Origin of the sequence: Tabrizicola sp. (genome assembly GCF_034366665.1) — a bacterium.
Taxonomy (GTDB): domain Bacteria; phylum Pseudomonadota; class Alphaproteobacteria; order Rhodobacterales; family Rhodobacteraceae; genus Tabrizicola.
On the sequence record NZ_JAXMMF010000105.1, the window covers coordinates 1 to 18166 of the forward strand.

Sequence of the window (18166 nt, forward strand, 5' to 3'; positions counted from 1 at the left end):
TTGACGTGCGGCTTGTTGCGTTCAAACTTTGCCTTGCCCATTGCGAATTCCGCCCTTGTCCTGATCGGGCCGAAGCGGGGCCCGAGATTACACGGGCGGCGACTTAGCTTGGCGGGGCGGGAAATTCAAGCCTGATTGGCCCGAAGCCCGGGGCCTGCGGCATGGGCGCGCTTTGCCGACGGACCCGGACGCCCTATGTTTCCAGGATAATGCTGGATTCCCCCTCCCCCCTGCCCGCCCGCGTTCCCCTGCACACCGAACCGATGGGGGTGTGGGCCAGCTTCCGCGCCGCCCAACGCAACGTGCTGGAACTGATCCCCGAAATGGCGACACGGGTGCCGATCCTGTCGGGCCGCACCGGCAAGCGCTGGCACATGCTGATGGACCCCGAAGGCCTGAAGCAGGTGCTGCGCGACAAAGTGGACGACTATCCGAAATCGGTGGTGACGAAGCTGATCCTGGAACCCGCCATCGGCGACAGCCTCTTCGTGGCCGAGGGCGCGCAGTGGATGTGGCAGCGCCGGACCGCCGCCCCGGTGTTCTCGCACCGCAACGTCAGCGCCTTGGGGCCGGTGATGACGGCTGCGGCGGAACGCTCGGTCGCACGGCTGGACAGGGCCGTGGGGCGGGCGGCGGACCTGTTTGACGAAATGGTGACGGCGACCTTCGAGGTCATCGCCGACGTCACGTTCTCGGATGGGTCGGGGTTCGACCGGGCGTCGGTGCATGACGCCATCGAGCAGTATATCGGGGCGACGGCGAAGGTGTCCCTGCTGGACGTCCTCGGCGCGCCGCCCTGGGTGCCACGTCCAAACCGGCTGTTCACCGGGTCGGCAATGCGTGAGACGAAGCGGCTGGCCGACCGTGCCATCGAGGCGCGAAAGGCCGAAGGCGCGAAGCCGACGCCGGACCTTCTGGACCTGTTGATGGCCGGATCCGACCCCGAAAGCGGGCGGCAGATGACCACGGCGGAACTCCGCGACAACCTGCTGACCTTCATCGTCGCGGGACATGAGACGACCGCGCTGACGCTCAGCTGGGCGCTCTACCTCTGCGCCTTCGACCCCGCCATGCAGGCGGCCGCGCGGGAGGAAGCGCAGGCAGTGCTGGGCGACCGCTCGGCGACCGTTGCCGATGTCGCGCGCCTGCCCCTCGTGCGCCGGATCGTGGACGAGACGCTGCGGATGTACCCCCCCGCCGCCTTTCTGTCGCGCACGGCAATGGCCGCCGACACCCTCTCTGGCCGTGAGGTCCGCCCCGGCGACACGGTGATCCTGCCGATCTATGCGCTGCACCGGCATCGCCTCCTCTGGGACGACCCCGACGCCTTCCGCCCCGACCGCTTCGCCGACCCCAAGGCCGTGCCGCGCTTTCAGTACCTGCCCTTCGGCGACGGCCCCCGCATCTGCATCGGCGCGTCTTTCGCCCTGCAAGAGGCGGTGATCGTGCTGGCCACCCTGCTGGCCCGGTTCCGGTTCACGCCGGTTCCGGGGAAGACCCCGAAGCCGGTGATGATCCTGACGCTGCGGCCCGAAGGTGGGGTCTGGCTGAAGGTGGAGCGGACCTGACAGCAACCCTCGTCGTGCGACTTCGTCTTCTCCTCGGAAGGGCACCGTCAGCGAGGAGTGACAAAGTCATCGACGAGCGGCGGTTCAGGTGAACCTGTTGTCCCTTGGGAATCCTCTCGGGGCCATCTTGCCTGCCGTTGCCCGCGCCCCGGTCCATTCCAGAAGATCGGTCTCGGTCCGGGTCCGACCAGCAGGGTCCTTCCACGACAGACCATCGGCCTTGTTGAAGGTGATGGCGTCGGACAGACCCCCATCCTTGTACTTTTGCAACCGGACACCCTTGCCCTTGGCCATTTCCGGCAGCTCCAGCAGCGGGAAAACCAGCATCTTGCGGTTGTCGCCGACCACGGCAATCGTGTCCCCCGCAACGGCAACGCAGACGGCGGTCTTGACGCCTTCGCGGGTGGTCAGGACGGCCTTCCCGGCCTTGGTCTGGGCCAGAAGTTCCTCGGACGGGACGATGAACCCGTCTCCCGCGCTGGACGCCAGCAGGTACTTCTGCCCCGCCCGATAGATCAGAAGGTCGGTGATCCCGGTGTCGTTCGGCAGATCGACCATCAGACGGACAGGTTCGCCCATCCCGCGCCCGCCAGGCAGGTTCGCACCCAGAAGCGTGAAGAAACGGCCATTCTCGGCGACGAGAAGGATCTTGTCCGTCGTCTCGGCATGGAAGGCAAAGCGCGGACCGTCACCATCCTTGAACTTCTGCTCGGCGCCCAGATCGACATGGCCCTTCATCGCCCGGATCCAGCCCATCTTCGAGCAGATCACGGTGATCGGTTCCCGGTCGATCATCGCCTCGTAGGGGATATCCTCGATCTCGTTCGCGTCGGCAAACTGGGTGCGGCGGGCGCCCAGAATGGTGCCCTTGCCGTACAGCTTGCGGACCTCATCCAGTTCCTTGCCGATCCGCTTCCACTGGCGGCGGTCGCTGTCCAGCAGGTCGGCCAGATCGGCGCGTTCCTTCCGCAGCGCGTCGCGCTCGGCGTTCAGCTCCATCTCCTCAAGCCGCCGCAAACTGCGCAGCCGCATGTTCAGGATCGCCTCGGCCTGGACCTCGGTCAGCACGCCCTGCCCCTTGGCGGGCGGCTGGTAGTCCTTTTCCGACATCGCCCGGATGTGCGATTTTGACCAATCTTCGGCCATCAACGCGGCCTTTGGGTCAGTGTCGTATCGGATAATGTCAATCACGCGGTCGAGGTTCAGGAAGGCGATCAGCAGGCCTTCCAGCACTTCCAGCCGCGCATCGATCTTCTCGATCCGGTGCAGGCTGCGCCGCCGCAAGACGTCGCGGCGGTGGTCCAGGAACGCACGCAGCACTTCCTTCAGCGAGCAGACCTTCGGCACCTTGCCGTCAATCAGCACGTTCATGTTCAGCGAGAACCGCACCTCAAGGTCGGAGTTCTTGAAGAGGCTGCCCATCAGCACGTCCGGGTCGACGTTGCGGGCGCGGGGTTCCAGGATCAGACGGATGTCCTCGGCGCTCTCGTCGCGGACGTCGGCCAGAAGCGGGACCTTCTTGATCTGGATAAGCTCGGCCAGCTTCTCGATCAGCTTCGACTTCTGCACCTGGAACGGGATCTGGGTGACAACGATCTGCCAGGTGCCGCGGCCCAGATCCTCGACCTCCCACTTGGCGCGGGTGCGAAAAGCGCCGCGACCTGTCCTGTAGGCCTCCAGGATCGATTCGCGGGGTTCGACAATCACACCGCCGGTTGGGAAGTCAGGGCCGGGAACCAGGGCGACCAGCGCCTCGTCGGTCAGGCCGGGGTCAGCCAGCAAGGCCTGGCAGCCGTCGATCAGCTCGTCCAGGTTGTGCGGCGGGATGTTCGTGGCCATGCCCACCGCGATGCCGCTGGAGCCGTTGGCCAGAAGGTTCGGGAAGGCGGCCGGCAACACCACCGGCTCTTCCAGACGGCCGTCGTAGTTCGGGCGGAAATCAACGGCAGTCTCGTCGATGCCCTCCATCAACGCCTCGGCGGCGGCCGTGACGCGGGCCTCGGTGTACCGGCTGGCCGCCGGGTTATCGCCGTCGATGTTGCCGAAGTTGCCCTGCCCGTCCACCAGTGGGTAGCGCATGTTGAAATCCTGAGCGAGCCGCGCCATCGCGTCGTAGATCGCGGAGTCGCCGTGCGGGTGGAAATCCCCCATCGTGTCGCCCGCGATCTTGGCCGACTTCAGGAACCCCCCCGTCGGCGTCAGCCGCAGCCGCCGCATCGCCCAGAGGATTCGCCGGTGGACCGGCTTCAAGCCGTCCCGCGCGTCGGGCAAGGCCCGATGCATGATCGTCGACAGCGCATAGGTCAGATACCGCTCTCCGATCGCGCGGGAGAGGGGTTCCGAGGTGGTCAGGCCCTGCGGACCCTCGATCTTGGGCTCATCGTCATCAACGCTCATGCATGTGGTGTAGGGAAAAGCCGGGCACGGGTCCAGATGGCAATCCCGGGGCTACGGAACCAAAGCGGCAGTTGTGCATTTTTCTTACACTCCCGTAAGGCGGCTGTGCTAAGACCGCGCCAACGACAGAAACGGATTCCTTCATGCTTCGCCTCACGTTGCTTCTTTGTATCGGCATGTTCGCCGCCCTGATGATTGCCGGAGAAGACCGTGGCCAGATGCGCCCCGGGCTTGCTGCGGCAGCAGCCAAGAAGGTGCAGCCCGAAACGGTTGGCGGTTCCGAATCGCAGCCGGTCGCGTCGCGCGCCGCAGCCGAGCCGGTGGCCGAACTGGCCGCCTCGGCTCCGGTGGAAGAGGCTGCGCCGGTCGTAGCTGCCGTCCAACCTGCGCCTTCTGTCGAACCCGCGCCCTACGTCGAACCCGACCGCAAGCTGGTGACAGCCGTGGCTGAGCCCGTCTTTTCGCTATCCTCCGTCGGCAACGAAACCCCGCCCGCCGCCGCCGAAGCCCCCCAGCCGGAAGTCGCAGCCGGGGGTGAGGGCACGATCTGGTACGTCACCGCCAACTCGGTGAACGTCCGGGCCGAGCCGTCGACCGAGGCCGAAGTGGTGGGCAAGCTTGCCTCGGGCGAGGCGACGCTGGTGGTGCAGGCCGTCGGTGGCGACTGGGCCCGGATCGTGATCCAGGGCGACGGGGTGGAAGGCTTCGTCGCGATGCGCTACCTCAGCGCCGAGGCTCCGTGACGGGCCGCGTGCCCGGAGCCATTGATGACGCAACGTTCGATCCTGATCACCGGTTGCTCTTCGGGCATCGGTCTTGACGCTGCGCGGGGGTTGCAGGCGCGCGGCTGGCGTGTCTTCGCGACCTGCCGCCAGGACGCTGACTGCGAAAGGCTGCGGGGTGAAGGGCTGGAAAGTTTCCGGCTGGACTATGCGGACGAAGCCAGCATCGAGGCGGCGGTGGCCGAGACTTTGCACCGCACCGGCGGGACCCTCGACGCGCTGTACAACAACGGCGCCTTTGCCTGTCCGGGTGCGGTCGAAGACCTGCCACGCGGCGCCCTGCGGGAAATCTTCGAGACCAACCTTTTCGGCTACCACGACCTGACACGCCGGGTGATTCCGGTGATGCGCGCGCAAGGTCATGGGCGGATCGTCAACTGCTCATCGGTCCTGGGCCTTGTCGGTGCCACCTGGCGCGGAGCCTATGTCGCCACCAAGTTCGCGATGGAAGGGCTGACCGATGTCCTTCGGATCGAGATGCGGGGAACGGGCATCGACATCATCCTGATCGAGCCCGGCCCCATCGCGACAAGGATTCGCGCCAATGCCGTGCCGCACTTTGAAAAGTGGGTGGACTGGGAAAACTCGGCCCGGCGCGAGCAGTACGTGACCCTGCGCGGGCGGCTTTACGGAGTGAAGACGAAGAAGGACGCCTTCGAGCTGGGCCCCGAGGCGGTCACCACCAAGCTGATCCACGCGCTCGAAGCAAAACGCCCAAAGGCGCGGTATTATGTGACGACGCCGACCTATCTGATGGGGGCCTTGCGTCGAGTGTTGCCGACCCGAGCCTTGGACTGGCTGATCGCCAAGGGGTAACTCCAAGAATTTTTAGTAAAATTCTTGGCAAATTTCTTACTCAAGAAATTTGGCTTCGCGTTTGGCATCGGCGCGCCTAGATGGGGCTGAAAGGGAGTGCAGCCATGTTTTCCGACCCGCTTGTCATCTTCGCCCTCGTCGCCTGCCTGCTGGTGCTGGCGATCCTCTTGTTCGGGATCGGCACCTTCGCCAAGGGTGGTGAGTTCAACAAGCGTAACGCCAACAAGATCATGCGCTGGCGGCTTGGGGTGCAGTTTGTGGCCGTGGTGGTGATTGCCGGCTTCGCCTGGCTGCGGTCGAAAGGGTAAATCATGGTCGTTCTGTCGAAAATCTACACCAAGACCGGCGATGCCGGGGAAACCGCTCTGGGCAACGGCGCGCGGGTCGCAAAGCACTCGATCCGGGTTTCGGCTTACGGAACCGTGGATGAGACGAACGCCACCGTCGGCCTTGCCCGCCTGCACGCGACCGGCGACATGGCCGATGCGCTGAAGCGCATCTCGAACGACCTCTTCGACCTTGGGGCCGACCTGTGCACGCCGGACCGGCACCTGGACCCGACGCTGAGCTACACGCCACTGCGGATGATCGAAGGCCAGGTCCTGCGGCTGGAAGCCGAGATCGACGCGATGAACACCAAACTGACGCCCTTGCGCAGCTTCATCCTGCCGGGTGGCTCGGTTCTTGCGGCCCAACTCCACCTCTGCCGCACCGTCTGCCGCCGGGCCGAGCGTCTGGTGGTGGAAACCGCGACGATGGAGGACGTGAACCCCGAGGCCGTCCGCTATCTCAACCGCCTGTCGGACTGGTTCTTCGTTGCGGGCCGGATTGCCAACAACGACGGCAAGGATGACGTCCTTTGGGTCCCTGGTCTGACGCGTTGACCGCCTGATCGGCCCACACGATCAAAACGCGGCGTCGCGTCGCGCCAACCTGTCGTATTTGCTCTGTTGCGACGTTTGCCGATCCGGTAACAGGCGGGCGAGAGCTTGTGCGCCTATTGCGGCGCGTCGAAGAGGAGTGCGGCCATGAAGGTTCTGGTCCCGGTCAAGCGGGTGATCGACTACAACGTGAAGGTGCGGGTGAAGGCGGACGGGTCGGGGGTTGACCTGGCCAACGTCAAGATGTCGATGAACCCCTTCGACGAGATTGCCGTGGAAGAGGCGATCCGCCTGAAGGAAAAGGGCATCGCTACCGAGGTTGTCGTCGTCTCCATCGGCGTCAAGCAGTCCCAGGAAACGCTGCGCAATGCGCTGGCGATGGGCGCGGATCGTGCGATCCTGATCGAGGCCACCGACAACGTGCATGTCGACATCGAACCCTTGGCCGTCGCGAAACTGCTGGCTGCCGTAGTGAAGGAAGAGGCTCCGGGCCTGGTGCTCTGCGGCAAGCAGGCCATCGACAATGACATGAACGCGACGGGCCAGATGCTGGCCGCGCTGCTGGGCTGGTCGCAGGCGACCTTCGCCTCTGAAGTCGCCATTGAAGGCGACAGCGCCAAGGTCACTCGGGAAGTTGACGGCGGTCTTCAGACGATCACCGTCAAGATGCCGACGATCATCACCGTCGACCTGCGCCTGAACGAGCCGCGCTATGCCTCGCTGCCGAACATCATGAAGGCCAAGGCCAAGCCCTTGGCGACCAAGACCCCGGCCGATTACGGCGTGGACGTCGCACCGCGCCTGTCCGTGGTGAAGACCGTGGAACCGGCGGGGCGCAAGGCTGGCGTCAAGGTCGGCTCGGTCGCTGAACTGATCGCGAAACTCAAAGACGAAGCGGGGGTGCTCTGATGGCCGTTCTTCTTCTTGCCGATGTTGTTGACGGGAAACTGGCGACCGACCAGGTCGCCAAGACCCTGACGGCGGTGAAATCTCTGGGGCCGGTGACGGTGCTGGTCGCAGGCACGGGCGGTGATGCCGCCGCGGCCGAGGCGGCGACGCTGGACGGCGTGGCGAAGGTGCTGTTCGCCGATGATCACGCCTATTGCCACGGCATGTCCGAACCCACCGCCGCGCTGGTCGTGTCGCTGGCCGGCGATTATGAGCATATCGTCGCCCCCTCGGGTGCCCTGTCGAAGTCGGTCCTGCCGCGCGTGGCGGCGATGCTGGACGTGATGGTGATCTCCGAGGTGCTGGCGGTGCATGACGCCGCGACCTTCGACCGCCCGATCTATGCCGGGAACGCGATCCAGACGGTCAAGACCTCGGACGCGAAGAAAGTGCTGACCGTGCGGACCGCGACCTTTGACGCGGCGGGCAAGGGCGGCAACGCCCCGGTCGAGAAGGTCTCGGCTACGGTCGATGGCGGGATGTCGGCCTGGGTCGAGGACAAGGTTGCGTCCTCGGACCGTCCGGAACTGACCTCGGCCGGGATCGTCGTCTCGGGCGGACGTGGGGTCGGCTCGCAGTCCGACTTCGCGCTGATCGAGAAGCTGGCGGACAAGCTGAACGCGGCTGTCGGGGCATCCCGTGCGGCGGTCGACAGTGGCTACGCGCCGAACGACTGGCAGGTCGGTCAGACCGGCAAGGTCGTGGCGCCGGATCTGTATGTCGCCGTCGGCATCTCGGGCGCGATCCAGCACCTTGCGGGGATGAAGGACAGCAAAGTCATCGTCGCGATCAACAAGGACGAAGAGGCACCGATCTTCCAGGTCGCCGACTATGGCCTTGTCGCCGACCTGTTCACCGCCGTGCCGGAACTGATCGAAAAGCTCTGAGCGTAAGGTGGGCGATTTCGCCCACCCTACGCATGGCATCAAAGGGCCGCCTTCGGGTGGCCCTTTTCACATCAGCCGCTGCAAGGCGGGCAGCAGACGTTCTGCCACCTCGGCATGCACTGCAGCCCCGGGCAGGCAGGCGGCCTGAGCGGCCTCGGTCTCTGGGTAGGTCATGTCCAGGGGCTGCAGCGCCCGGGCGCCCGGGCTTGGCGTGGCCAGGACCAGGTCCGAAACCTCGGGCCGCAGCGCATCCAGCATCGCCCGGTCGATGAAGGGCGGCGCCGGGTCCAAGGTTTCGGCGCGCAGCGGTGGTCCCGCATCGGCGACCCACAACAGAATGCGCCGCCGTGGCAACCGCGCCATCAGACGGCGCATCCTGTCGAGCCAGGCCTGCTTCAGGACCACCACCACCTGCGCATGGGCCTGGGCATCGCTCCGCTCCAGCACCTGCAGAAGGTGGCGGGTGAAATGGATGTCGGTGAAGTCCACCTGCGGAAACAGCGCGCGCAGGTCCGGCATCGCCACCAGGAAGCGGTCGTTGCGGCGGCTGTGGACGCTGTAAAACGGGTTCGACAGCGCCTCGGCCCCTGTGACCTGCACCACGGCCACCTGGGCACGGCCTGCGATGTCCAATGCGGCGGGGTCGGACAGGTAGAAGTCCGGTCCGGCATTCAGCCCCGCCAGATTGGCGACCGGACGGCCCAGCGCCGCCTCGACCAGCGCCGGATAGGGCCGCGCCACGTATTTCCCGAAGGTGGGCGAGCCGCCCAGCACCGCCACATAGGGCTGCGTCAGATCGCGCTTCGGCCCCCGGAACACGGCCTTCGACGCGCCATAACGGCACGGAAAGTAATCCAGCCCCCCTGCTTCCGCCGGAATCGACATCATCCCACCACCCATTTCTCAGTCTACCCGCCGCAAAGCCTGCCGGATGGTGGTTGCCGAATGGCTAAAATCGGGCGGATGGCTAAAGGTCTAGGCATTTCCCCCCGCCTTGCGCGGGCGATACCCACGGGGCATAAGCGAAGGCGTCAGACGAGAGGTGCAGGCGATGGAGATCAAGCTGGTGGGCGTCGTGGGCGCCGGGCAGATGGGCAACGGGATCGCGCATGTCTTCGCCTTGGCGGGCTATGACGTGCTGATCAACGACATCTCGGAAGAAGGTCTGGCGAAGGCCCTCGCCACCATCGAGAAGAACATCGAACGCCAGGTCTCACGCGGGAAGGTCATGCCCGCCGACAAACGCGCAGCGATGGAGCGGATCAAGACCACGCTGAAGCTGTCGGACCTTGGCCAGTGCGACCTGATCATCGAGGCCGCCACCGAACGCGAGACGGTCAAGCAGGCGATCTTCGAGGACCTGCTGCCGCACCTGAAGCCGACGACGATCCTGACTTCGAACACCTCGTCGATTTCCATTACCCGGCTGGCCAGCCGCACCGACCGGCCGGAAAAGTTCATGGGCTTCCACTTCATGAACCCGGTGCCAGTGATGCAGCTGGTCGAACTGATCCGCGGCATCGCGACCGATCAGGAGACCTGGGAAACGCTGCACGAGGTGGTGCGGAAACTGGGCAAGACCGCCTCCAGCTCCGAGGATTTCCCGGCCTTCATCGTCAACCGCATCCTGATGCCGATGATCAACGAGGCGGTCTATACGCTGTACGAAGGGGTCGGCTCGGTGAAGTCGATCGACGAGTCGCTGAAACTGGGCGCGAACCACCCGATGGGGCCGCTGGAACTTGCGGATTTCATCGGGCTGGATACGTGTCTCTCGATCATGAACGTGTTGCACGAGGGGCTGGCGGATACCAAGTACCGGCCTTGTCCTCTGCTGACGAAGTATGTCGAGGCCGGTTGGCTGGGGCGGAAGACGCAGCGGGGGTTCTATGATTACCGGGGCGAAGTGCCGGTGCCGACGCGTTAGGGGAACGCCAGATGATGTCTTCGGACTTCGACTTCGAGATCGGCGATTGGCTTGTTCGACATCGCCGCCTTAAGGAAAGACTTGTCGGCTGCAACGACTGGGAAGAGTTCGATGGAAGCTCGACGACCCGTCACGTTCTGGGCGGCTGCGGCAACATTGAAGACAACATCATCGACTTTCCAAGCGGGACGTACCGCGCAATCGCAATACGTTCATTCGATGCCAAGACCGGAAACTGGGCGATCTGGTGGCTTTCCTCGAACAACCCGCATCATCTGGATGTTCCGGTTGTGGGAAAGTTCGAGAAGGGCGTCGGCAGTTTTCTGGCCGAGGATTCCCTGAATGGTCGGCCTGTTCTGGTTCGGTTTCTCTGGCTGGCGACGGATACGCCAGTTCCTCGCTGGGAGCAGGCAATGTCTCTGGATGGCGGCCTGACGTGGGAAACGAACTGGACGATGGACTTTCGTCGGAGATAGACGTCCCAGAGAGCGCAGGGCTGATCAGCAAGTAGGATGGGTGAAACCCACCATCCGGCGCGGAATGGTCAGAGCAGACGGTGGGTTGCCACCCACTCTACGCTTTGTCCTTCAAACCCAGCGTATGCTCCCGCAGCCAGGCCAGGAACCCCCTCGGGTTGCCTTCCCACTTCTTCAGCTCCTCCGCCGGGATCGGCGCACCGATCACGGGGCGGGTCGGCTTGAACAGGCAGCGCTTGATCTCGTACAGCAGCAACCCCTGCCGCACGGTGTCCGACACCTGGTTGGCGATCTGGAACAGGCGGGAGTTCTGGCCGGGGAAGTAGATCGGCAGAATCGTCGCCCCGGTGGACTTGACGATCTTGTGGGTGAAGACGTTCCACTCCGCTTCCACCGCCGGGCCCCACCAGCCGGGGCTCATCGCGACCTTGCCTGCCGGGAACAGGATGATCACCCCTCCGGCCTTGAGGTGCGCCAAGGTCTCTTCCCGCATCTGCAGGCCCAACTCGCGCGCGTTGTCCTCGTGCGGGAAGGGGACGGGGATCATGAACTCCTCGACCTCGGGGATGCCGGTCAAAAGCGAGCGGGTCAGGATCTTGAAGTCGGACCGCACGCGGTTGACCATCTCGGCCAGGACCATGCCGTCCACCAGGCCCGAGGGGTGGTTCGACACCACGACCAGGGGGCCGGTCGGCGGGATCAGGGCAATCTCTTCGGGCGGGGTCTGGATCGTGATGCCCATATGGCGGATCGCCTTGGGCCAGAACGGCGCGCCGTGCGGGGCGCCGGATTTTTCAAAGCTGCGGATCAGGCGCAGAAGCTGGACCTTCGCGGTCAGCCATTCCAGCGCGCGGATCGTCCCGGCTTTCCACGGATTCTTGAACGTCCCGGCATAGGACAGCCGCCGCATGTCATACTGGCGGTCAGCCCGACCGGCCGCAGACGACGGCGTCTCGGTGGCGATCTGGCTGTGGTCTGTCACTAAGCGGCTATCCCCGGCAGTGCCCGGCACGCGTCCGGACATATCTGCTCAATAATCCTCTCCGAAGCGGGCCGCAACCAGCGCTTCCAGCGCATCGGCGAGTTTCTCCGCTTCGTCGCCACTGGTCGTGACGTCAATCGTGGTCCCGCGTGAGGCGCCCAGCATCAGCAGGCCCATGATCGAATCGCCCGAAACCTCCATCCCGTCCTTGGTGACGGCGGCACGGGCCTCGTGCGCCTCGACCACTTCGACGAACTTGGCGCTGGCCCGGGCATGCAGGCCCTTTTCGTTGACGATCCGGAAAGTGCGGCTGGTCATTGAGTTCCCTTAAGCCCCGCCGCCGAGGTCGAGGCTGTTGATATACTTGCGCCCCGCGTCCAGTGCAGCCGCCACGGCCTCAGGAACACCCAGATCGCGCGATTTGGCAAGCTTGATCAGCATCGGCAGGTTGGCCCCGTACAGGATGCGCCGCCCCGAGGTCGCGCAGGCCGGAAGCGACAGGTTGGACGGCGAGCCGCCGAACATGTCGGTCACCAGCACCACCCCATGCCCGGTGTCCACGGAATCGGCGGCATCGCAGATTTCCGCCTGTTTGGCGCTGCGGTCGTGGTCGTCCTCGATCGAGATCGCGCGGACCCCGTCCTGGCGGCCGACGACATGTTCCACCGCCGAGAGATATTCCCGCGCCAGACCGCCATGTGCCACGATCACGATACCGATCAAGCGCCTGCTACCTTCATTGCCTGGGGCTCATGGACTGCAGCCTTGCGTTCCAGTTCCCGGTGCCGTTTTGACACCGGCCAGCCCGCCTCTGCAAGCGCCTTACCGACCATTTCGGCCATCGCGACCGACCTGTGTTGCCCTCCGGTGCAGCCAAAGCCGATGGCGAGGTGGGCCTTGCCCTCGGCCAGGTGGGCCGGAAGCAGAAACAGGATCAGATCGCTCACCTTCCGGAAGAACTCGTCAAAGCGCGGATCGTTGCGGACGAAGGCTTCGACCGCAGGATCGCGGCCATCCAGCGGGCGCAGCGCGGGCTGCCAATGGGGATTCGCCAGGAAGCGGCAGTCGAAGATCATGTCCATCCCGCGCGGGGTCCCCCGCTTGTAGCTGAAGGACTGGACCGAGACGGACAGCCGCCCCGACGGCGTTATGTCGAAGATCGCCGCGAGTTCGGCCTTGAGGTCGTGCTGCGTCAGGTCCGTCGTGTCGATCAGGTGGTCGGCGCGAACCCGGATCGGGGCCAGAAGGTCGATCTCGCGCTCGATCCCTTGCGCCGGGGTCTCGTTCGGGGCCAGCGGATGGCGGCGGCGGGTCTCGGAATAGCGCTGGATCAGGACGCCGGGTGCGCAGTCCAGATACAGCACCTCAAGCTGCACGTGGGGGTCGCGGGTCAGGCTGTCGATCAGCTCGATCAGGGCCGTGGCGTTGAAGTCACGGTTGCGCACGTCCAGCCCCAGGACGATGGGCCGGTCCAGCGGCGCGCCCTCGACCAGACGGGGGACCAGTGACAGCGGGATGTTGTCGATCCCCTCGTACCCCAGATCCTCCAGCACGCGGATTGCTGTCGTGCGCCCGGCACCCGAGGGGCCGGTGACGAAGACAAGGCGGTGATCATGGGTCGTGTCGGGTGTCATGCGGATTCCAGGCGAACGTCAAGCCTGACGACCGTGTCGAAGATAAAGCATCAGGGCGTCGGGGAAATGGTCATTCTGCGGATGCAGCACAAGGGGAAGCCGAATTCCCAGGATTGTGACCTCGCGGCGCGGCGGCAGGCGGTCCGGCTCGGGCTGTCCCAGGTCGACGACCAGGCTGACCACAGCGTCGGGCTGTGCCGGCGCGCGCAGGATGCCCACGCCGCGCACCTCGATCAGGCCGGCCAGGTCCGGGTTGGGACAGGTGGCTGACAGGTCCTCACCAACCACGGCGACCCGCGTCTGATCGTCCGACACAAGGACAGCCCCCAGCGACAGAAGCCGCAGCGCCAGCGACGACTTGCCCGCACCCGACGGCCCCAGGATCAGCAGACCGCGTCCGTCGACGGCAACAGCCGTGGCGTGCAGGGTTTCGCCGGTCACACCGGCAAGCCGACGACGAACCGCGCGCCCAAGGGCTCCGAGGTCGGATCGGCGGCGGTGGGACGGATGTTCTCGGCCCAGATCACCCCGCCATGCGCCTCGACGATCTGCTTGGAGATCGCCAGGCCAAGGCCGGAATGCTTGCCAAAGTCGGCCTGCGGGCGTTCAGAGTAGAAGCGCTTGAAGACCTTGGTCAGCGCCTGTTCCGGGATGCCGGGGCCGGTATCCTCGACCACGATCAGCACGCGGTTTTCGCGCCTGCGCGCCCAGACACGCACGGCATCGCCATCCTCGCAGAAGGAGATTGCGTTGGTCACCAGGTTCACGAAGACCTGCGCCAGCCGCGCCTCAAGCCCGTGGATGGCGATCGGGTCGGACGGCAGGTCGATGATGAAATCCACCCCCTTCTCGCCCGCCTGCTGGCTTAGGTATTGGCACAGGTTCGACAGGGTCTTGAGAAGGTTGAACTCTTCCTCCTCCTCCTTGACCAGCTCTGAATCCAGGCGCGAGGCGTTGGAGATGTCGCTGACCAGCCGGTCCAGACGCCGCACGTCATGCTCGATCACGTCCAGCAGCTTGTCGCGGTGTTCGTCCTTCTTCACGAACCGCAAGGACCCGACGGCGGATCGCAAGCTCGCCAGCGGGTTCTTGATCTCGTGCGCCACATCGGCGGCGAACTGTTCGTTGGCGTCGATCCGGTCGTACAGCGCCGACACCATCCCGCGCATGGCGACCGACAGCCGGCCAATCTCGTCCGGCCGCGCGGCCAGGTCGGGAATACGGACCCGGGACGGCGCCACCCGGCGCGAGTCGCGGTCACGGCCCACTTCCGCCGCCGCCGCAAGGTCCGACAGCGGGTTCGAGATTGTCGAGGCCAGCATCAGGCTAAGGCTGATCGACAGCACCACGGCCAGCACGAACATTTGCAGGATCTGTTCCCGCTCATAGCGCACCAGGCGGTCGATCTCCTGGCTGTTCGAGGTGACGGCAACCACCCCAACCAGATCCCCGCCGATGCTGATCGGAGTGGCGACGGTGAAATAGATGCTGCCCTCGCTGTTGCGGGTCACACGGGTCACCACATCCCCGCCGCGCGCACCCTCGAAGGCAGCGCGGGCATTGTCGGCGGGGTCGATCGTCTCGGTCCAGTCGGTCTGGCCCTGGCGGAACAGCACCGTGACGATGTTCCAGACACCTTCCAGGAAGTCGGTCAGGATCGTCGGCTGATCCGGGTCAGTGACCAGCGTCCCGGTCCCCTGCCCCACCCGCGACGCCAGCAGCGCCCCAGTGGGATCAAAGACAAAGACTTCCAGCACCGGGTCCAGTTCGATGTCCTGCAACGGCGTGCGGAAATCAAAGCCGGTGTTGCCCGACCGCAGATGCGCCTCGTAGACGGCCGAGATCAGCTCGGCCTGCCGCACCATGCCCAGTTGCCGCTGCAAGGCCAGGCTGTCGCGGAACGGGTTCATGAACAGAACCCCCACGGCAAGAAGGACCAGCGCCATCAGGTTGAAGACGATGATCTTGCGCGCCATGGGCGAACGGTTCAGCCCGACGATGCTGCGCCCGCCGCGGCCTTCCTTCAGCCGCTCGACAGTGGCGTCGGGCGATACCCAGTCTTCGCCCAAAAGAACGTCGCCCGACCGCTTGGGTCGGACGTCATCGGGGGCGATCCTGGGGGCCGAGGACATGGCGCGCGGCTGTTATTCTTCGTTGTAGCGGTAGCCGATGCCGTACACCGTCTCGATGGCCGAGAAGGTGTCGTCAACCGACCGCATCTTCTTGCGAAGGCGCTTGATGTGGCTGTCGATGGTGCGGTCGTCGACATAGACCTGATCGTCATAGGCCACGTCCATCAGCTGGTCGCGGCTTTTCACGAAACCGGGCCGCTGGGCCAGGGCTTGCAGCAGCAGGAACTCGGTCACCGTCAGCGCGACCTCTTTCCCCTTCCAGGTCACCGAATGGCGCAAGGGGTCCATGCGCAAGGCGCCCCGCTCCATCATCCGGGTCTCTTCGGTGGCCGCAGCCTCGCCGGTGTTGATCGCCTCCTGCCGGCGCAACAGCGCGCGGATGCGTTCGACCAGCAGGCGCTGGCTGAAGGGCTTCTTGACGTAGTCGTCAGCCCCCATCCGCAGACCCAGGACCTCGTCGATCTCGTCGTCCTTGGACGTGAGGAAAATCACCGGGATCGAGGTCTTCTGCCGCATCCGCTGCAACAGATCCATCCCGTCCATCCGGGGCATCTTGATATCCAGGACCGCCATATCCGGCATCCGGCGACTGAACGCCTCGAACGCGGACTGGCCGTCGTTGTAGGTTTCCACCTCGAAGCCTTCGGCTTCAAGGGTCATGGCGACCGAGGTCAGGATGTTCCTGTCATCGTCGACAAGGGCGATGCGCGACATCTTCGAGCCTCCCTTAACTGCTGCTGCCTGTTATTTATTTTGGCCGATTTTCGGGACTTGCACCGGGATAATCAACAGAAAAGCGAATCACCCGTGAAACAATGCGACCAAGGGTGACAATTTAGCCAATCCTGCCGACAATTCCCCACCCCATCCGGCGCTGGTACGCTGATGGTGGCGCTAACGGGAAAATGATTGCGCTAACCGTTTGAAATCGCGCTATTCTTGTGCAAAACTCCCGTGCTATAGGCACGTTGTGACCCGCCCTTGCAAGGGCTGTCACGGCATTCATTGGCCCGGATGTCGACCCTTCGGAACCGCCGCGCCAGATTTGCGGCAACGGGAGCTTGCAGGATGACCCAAGGACGCGTGAACCCCAATCAGACGCTGGAGACGCAAGGCATCACGGGTGTTGCGGTCGCCCACTACAACTATGCCGAGTCCCTTTTGGTCGAGGCGGCGGTTCATCGGGGCGAAGGTCGCCTGGGCCGCGGGGGCGCGTTCCTCTGCACGACGGGCCAGTTCACCGGCCGCTCGCCCAAGGACAAGTTCGTGGTCCGCACGGCGGCGACCGAAGACACGATCTGGTGGGACAACAACGCCGCCATGACGGTTGAGGCCTACGCCGCCCTCAAGGCCGACATGCTGGCCCACGTCCAGGGGCGCGAGCTTGTCGTCCAGGACCTTTACGCCGGGGCCGACCCGATCCACCGTCTTGACGTCCGCGTTGTCACCGAACTTGCTTGGCATGGCCTCTTCATCCGCCACCTGTTGCGCCGCCCGGACCGGGAGGAACTGGACAGCTTCACGCCCGACTGGACGATCATCAACTGCCCGTCCTTCAAGGCCGACCCGACCCGCCACGGGACCCGCACGGAAACCGCCATCGTGCTGAACTTCGACGAAAAGACCGTGCTGATCGCCAACACCGCCTATGCGGGCGAAAACAAGAAGGCCGTCTTTACCGTCCTGAACTACCTTCTGCCCGAAAAGGGCGTCATGGCGATGCACTGCAGCGCCAACCACGCCATCGGCAACCCGGTCGACGCCGCCGTGTTCTTCGGCCTGTCCGGCACCGGAAAGACGACCCTGTCCGCCTCGCCCGACCGCACGCTGATCGGCGATGATGAACACGGCTGGTCCGACCGCGGCATCTTCAACTTCGAGGGCGGCTGCTACGCCAAGACCATCGACCTGTCGCCCGAGGCCGAGCCCGAGATCTACGCCACCACGCACCGCTTTGCGACTGTGGTGGAAAACATGGTCTTCGACCCCGAGACGCTGGAATTGGACTTTTCCAACCGCAGCCTTACAGAAAACACCCGTTGCGCCTATCCGTTGGATGCCATTTCGAACGCCAGCGCCACCGGCCTTGGTGGCCACCCGCGCCACGTCGTCATGCTGACCTGCGACGCGTTCGGCGTGCTCCCCCCCATCGCGCGGCTGTCCCCGGCCCAGGCGATGTATCACTTCCTCTCGGGCTTCACCTCGAAGGCCGCTGGAACCGAACGTGGCATCACCGAGCCGCAGCCCACCTTCTCCACCTGCTTCGGCGCGCCCTTCATGCCCCGCCGACCTGAGGTTTACGGCAAGCTTCTGCAAGCCAAGATCGCCAAGCATGGTGCCTCGTGCTGGCTGGTGAACACCGGCTGGACCGGCGGCGCTTACGGCACCGGCAAGCGGATGCCGATCAAGGCGACGCGGGCCCTGCTGGCGGCGGCCCTCGACGGCTCGCTGAACGGGGCCGAGTTCCGTAAGGACCCAAATTTCGGCTTCGACGTCCCGGTCGAGGTCGAGGGCGTGGCCCATGCCCTGCTTGACCCGCGCCGCACCTGGGTCGATCCGCACGCCTATGACGCGCAGGCCCGCAAGCTGGTCGCGATGTTCCAGAAGAACTTCGCCCAATACGTGCCCTTCATCGACGCCGACGTGAAGGCGGCCGCCATCGGCTGACCAACGCCTCGTCGTGCGACTTCGTCTTCTCCTCGGTGAACTCCAGCGAGGAGCGCCGAAGGCGAACGA

General features: G+C 64.9%; 19 protein-coding genes. 10 read left to right on the forward strand and 9 right to left on the reverse strand.

Features of this window, described 5'->3' with window-relative positions; translation table 11 throughout:
* Window positions 1-209: 209 nt before the first annotated feature.
* Entirely contained in the window at window positions 210-1568 is a 1359-nt protein-coding gene (locus U1E69_RS14155) for a cytochrome P450 (RefSeq protein ID WP_322245016.1), read from the forward strand.
* An 84-nt stretch (window positions 1569-1652) separates the two neighbouring features.
* Here U1E69_RS14155 and parC read toward each other — a convergent pair whose 3' ends face one another.
* Window positions 1653-3965: a DNA topoisomerase IV subunit A gene (parC, locus tag U1E69_RS14160; protein ID WP_322245017.1), complete on the reverse strand. Its 2313-nt coding sequence runs from the start codon at window positions 3963-3965 to the stop codon at window positions 1653-1655.
* A 176-nt stretch (window positions 3966-4141) separates the two neighbouring features.
* Between parC and U1E69_RS14165 the strand changes: the two genes are divergently transcribed.
* The 6 genes from U1E69_RS14165 (at window position 4142) to U1E69_RS14190 (ending at window position 8279) form a co-directional block, all read left to right on the forward strand.
* Window positions 4142-4708: an SH3 domain-containing protein gene (locus U1E69_RS14165; protein WP_322245018.1), complete on the forward strand. Its 567-nt coding sequence runs from the start codon at window positions 4142-4144 to the stop codon at window positions 4706-4708.
* 24 nt (window positions 4709-4732) lie between these two features.
* Window positions 4733-5563: an SDR family oxidoreductase gene (locus U1E69_RS14170; RefSeq protein WP_322245019.1), complete on the forward strand. Its 831-nt coding sequence runs from the start codon at window positions 4733-4735 to the stop codon at window positions 5561-5563.
* Between the two features lie 104 nt (window positions 5564-5667).
* A complete protein-coding gene (locus U1E69_RS14175) occupies window positions 5668-5871 on the forward strand; it encodes a twin transmembrane helix small protein (protein ID WP_322245020.1) in 204 nt (67 codons plus the stop codon).
* Window positions 5872-5874: 3 nt separating this feature from the next.
* Complete coding sequence (locus tag U1E69_RS14180) at window positions 5875-6447, forward strand: cob(I)yrinic acid a,c-diamide adenosyltransferase (protein WP_322245021.1); 573 nt, start codon at window positions 5875-5877, stop codon at window positions 6445-6447.
* Window positions 6448-6591: 144 nt separating this feature from the next.
* Window positions 6592-7353 carry an electron transfer flavoprotein subunit beta/FixA family protein gene (locus U1E69_RS14185; RefSeq protein WP_322245022.1) on the forward strand — a complete coding sequence of 254 codons (762 nt, stop codon included), beginning with the start codon at window positions 6592-6594 and terminating at the stop codon, window positions 7351-7353.
* Window positions 7353-8279, forward strand: coding sequence for an electron transfer flavoprotein subunit alpha/FixB family protein (locus tag U1E69_RS14190; protein ID WP_322245023.1), 927 nt, complete (start codon window positions 7353-7355; stop codon window positions 8277-8279). Before U1E69_RS14185 ends, U1E69_RS14190 begins: the two co-directional genes overlap by 1 nt.
* A 66-nt stretch (window positions 8280-8345) precedes the next feature.
* Here U1E69_RS14190 and U1E69_RS14195 read toward each other — a convergent pair whose 3' ends face one another.
* Window positions 8346-9164, reverse strand: coding sequence for a DUF6473 family protein (locus tag U1E69_RS14195; protein ID WP_322245024.1), 819 nt, complete (start codon window positions 9162-9164; stop codon window positions 8346-8348).
* Window positions 9165-9330: 166 nt separating this feature from the next.
* Between U1E69_RS14195 and U1E69_RS14200 the strand changes: the two genes are divergently transcribed.
* Complete coding sequence (locus tag U1E69_RS14200) at window positions 9331-10206, forward strand: 3-hydroxybutyryl-CoA dehydrogenase (protein ID WP_322245025.1); 876 nt, start codon at window positions 9331-9333, stop codon at window positions 10204-10206.
* Window positions 10207-10217: 11 nt separating this feature from the next.
* Window positions 10218-10682 (forward strand): DUF1579 domain-containing protein, encoded by a 465-nt coding sequence (locus tag U1E69_RS14205; protein WP_322245026.1) that lies wholly within the window; start codon window positions 10218-10220, stop codon window positions 10680-10682.
* 97 nt (window positions 10683-10779) lie between these two features.
* Here the strand turns inward: U1E69_RS14205 and U1E69_RS14210 are convergent, their stop codons facing one another.
* The 7 genes from U1E69_RS14210 to U1E69_RS14240 are packed head-to-tail and all read right to left on the reverse strand — an operon-like array spanning window position 10780 to window position 16144.
* Window positions 10780-11664 carry a lysophospholipid acyltransferase family protein gene (locus U1E69_RS14210; RefSeq protein WP_322245027.1) on the reverse strand — a complete coding sequence of 295 codons (885 nt, stop codon included), beginning with the start codon at window positions 11662-11664 and terminating at the stop codon, window positions 10780-10782.
* Window positions 11665-11712: 48 nt separating this feature from the next.
* Window positions 11713-11982, reverse strand: a complete 270-nt coding sequence (locus tag U1E69_RS14215; RefSeq protein ID WP_322245028.1) for an HPr family phosphocarrier protein — start codon at window positions 11980-11982, stop codon at window positions 11713-11715.
* A gap of 9 nt (window positions 11983-11991) precedes the next feature.
* Window positions 11992-12387 carry a PTS fructose transporter subunit IIA gene (locus U1E69_RS14220; protein ID WP_322245029.1) on the reverse strand — a complete coding sequence of 132 codons (396 nt, stop codon included), beginning with the start codon at window positions 12385-12387 and terminating at the stop codon, window positions 11992-11994.
* Window positions 12384-13298, reverse strand: a complete 915-nt coding sequence (rapZ, locus tag U1E69_RS14225) for an RNase adapter RapZ (protein ID WP_322245030.1) — start codon at window positions 13296-13298, stop codon at window positions 12384-12386. The genes U1E69_RS14220 and rapZ overlap by 4 nt, the downstream gene beginning before the upstream one ends.
* 18 nt (window positions 13299-13316) lie before the next feature.
* On the reverse strand, window positions 13317-13739 hold the full coding sequence (locus tag U1E69_RS14230) for a serine kinase (RefSeq protein ID WP_322245031.1): 423 nt from the start codon (window positions 13737-13739) through the stop codon (window positions 13317-13319).
* Window positions 13736-15430 (reverse strand): sensor histidine kinase, encoded by a 1695-nt coding sequence (locus U1E69_RS14235; protein ID WP_322245032.1) that lies wholly within the window; start codon window positions 15428-15430, stop codon window positions 13736-13738. The genes U1E69_RS14230 and U1E69_RS14235 overlap by 4 nt, the downstream gene beginning before the upstream one ends.
* A gap of 12 nt (window positions 15431-15442) precedes the next feature.
* Window positions 15443-16144, reverse strand: coding sequence for a response regulator transcription factor (locus tag U1E69_RS14240; RefSeq protein WP_322245033.1), 702 nt, complete (start codon window positions 16142-16144; stop codon window positions 15443-15445).
* 354 nt (window positions 16145-16498) lie between these two features.
* On the opposite strand from U1E69_RS14240, the gene U1E69_RS14245 reads away from it, so the two are divergent.
* Complete coding sequence (locus U1E69_RS14245; RefSeq protein WP_322245034.1) at window positions 16499-18097, forward strand: phosphoenolpyruvate carboxykinase; 1599 nt, start codon at window positions 16499-16501, stop codon at window positions 18095-18097.
* Window positions 18098-18166: the final 69 nt, after the last annotated feature.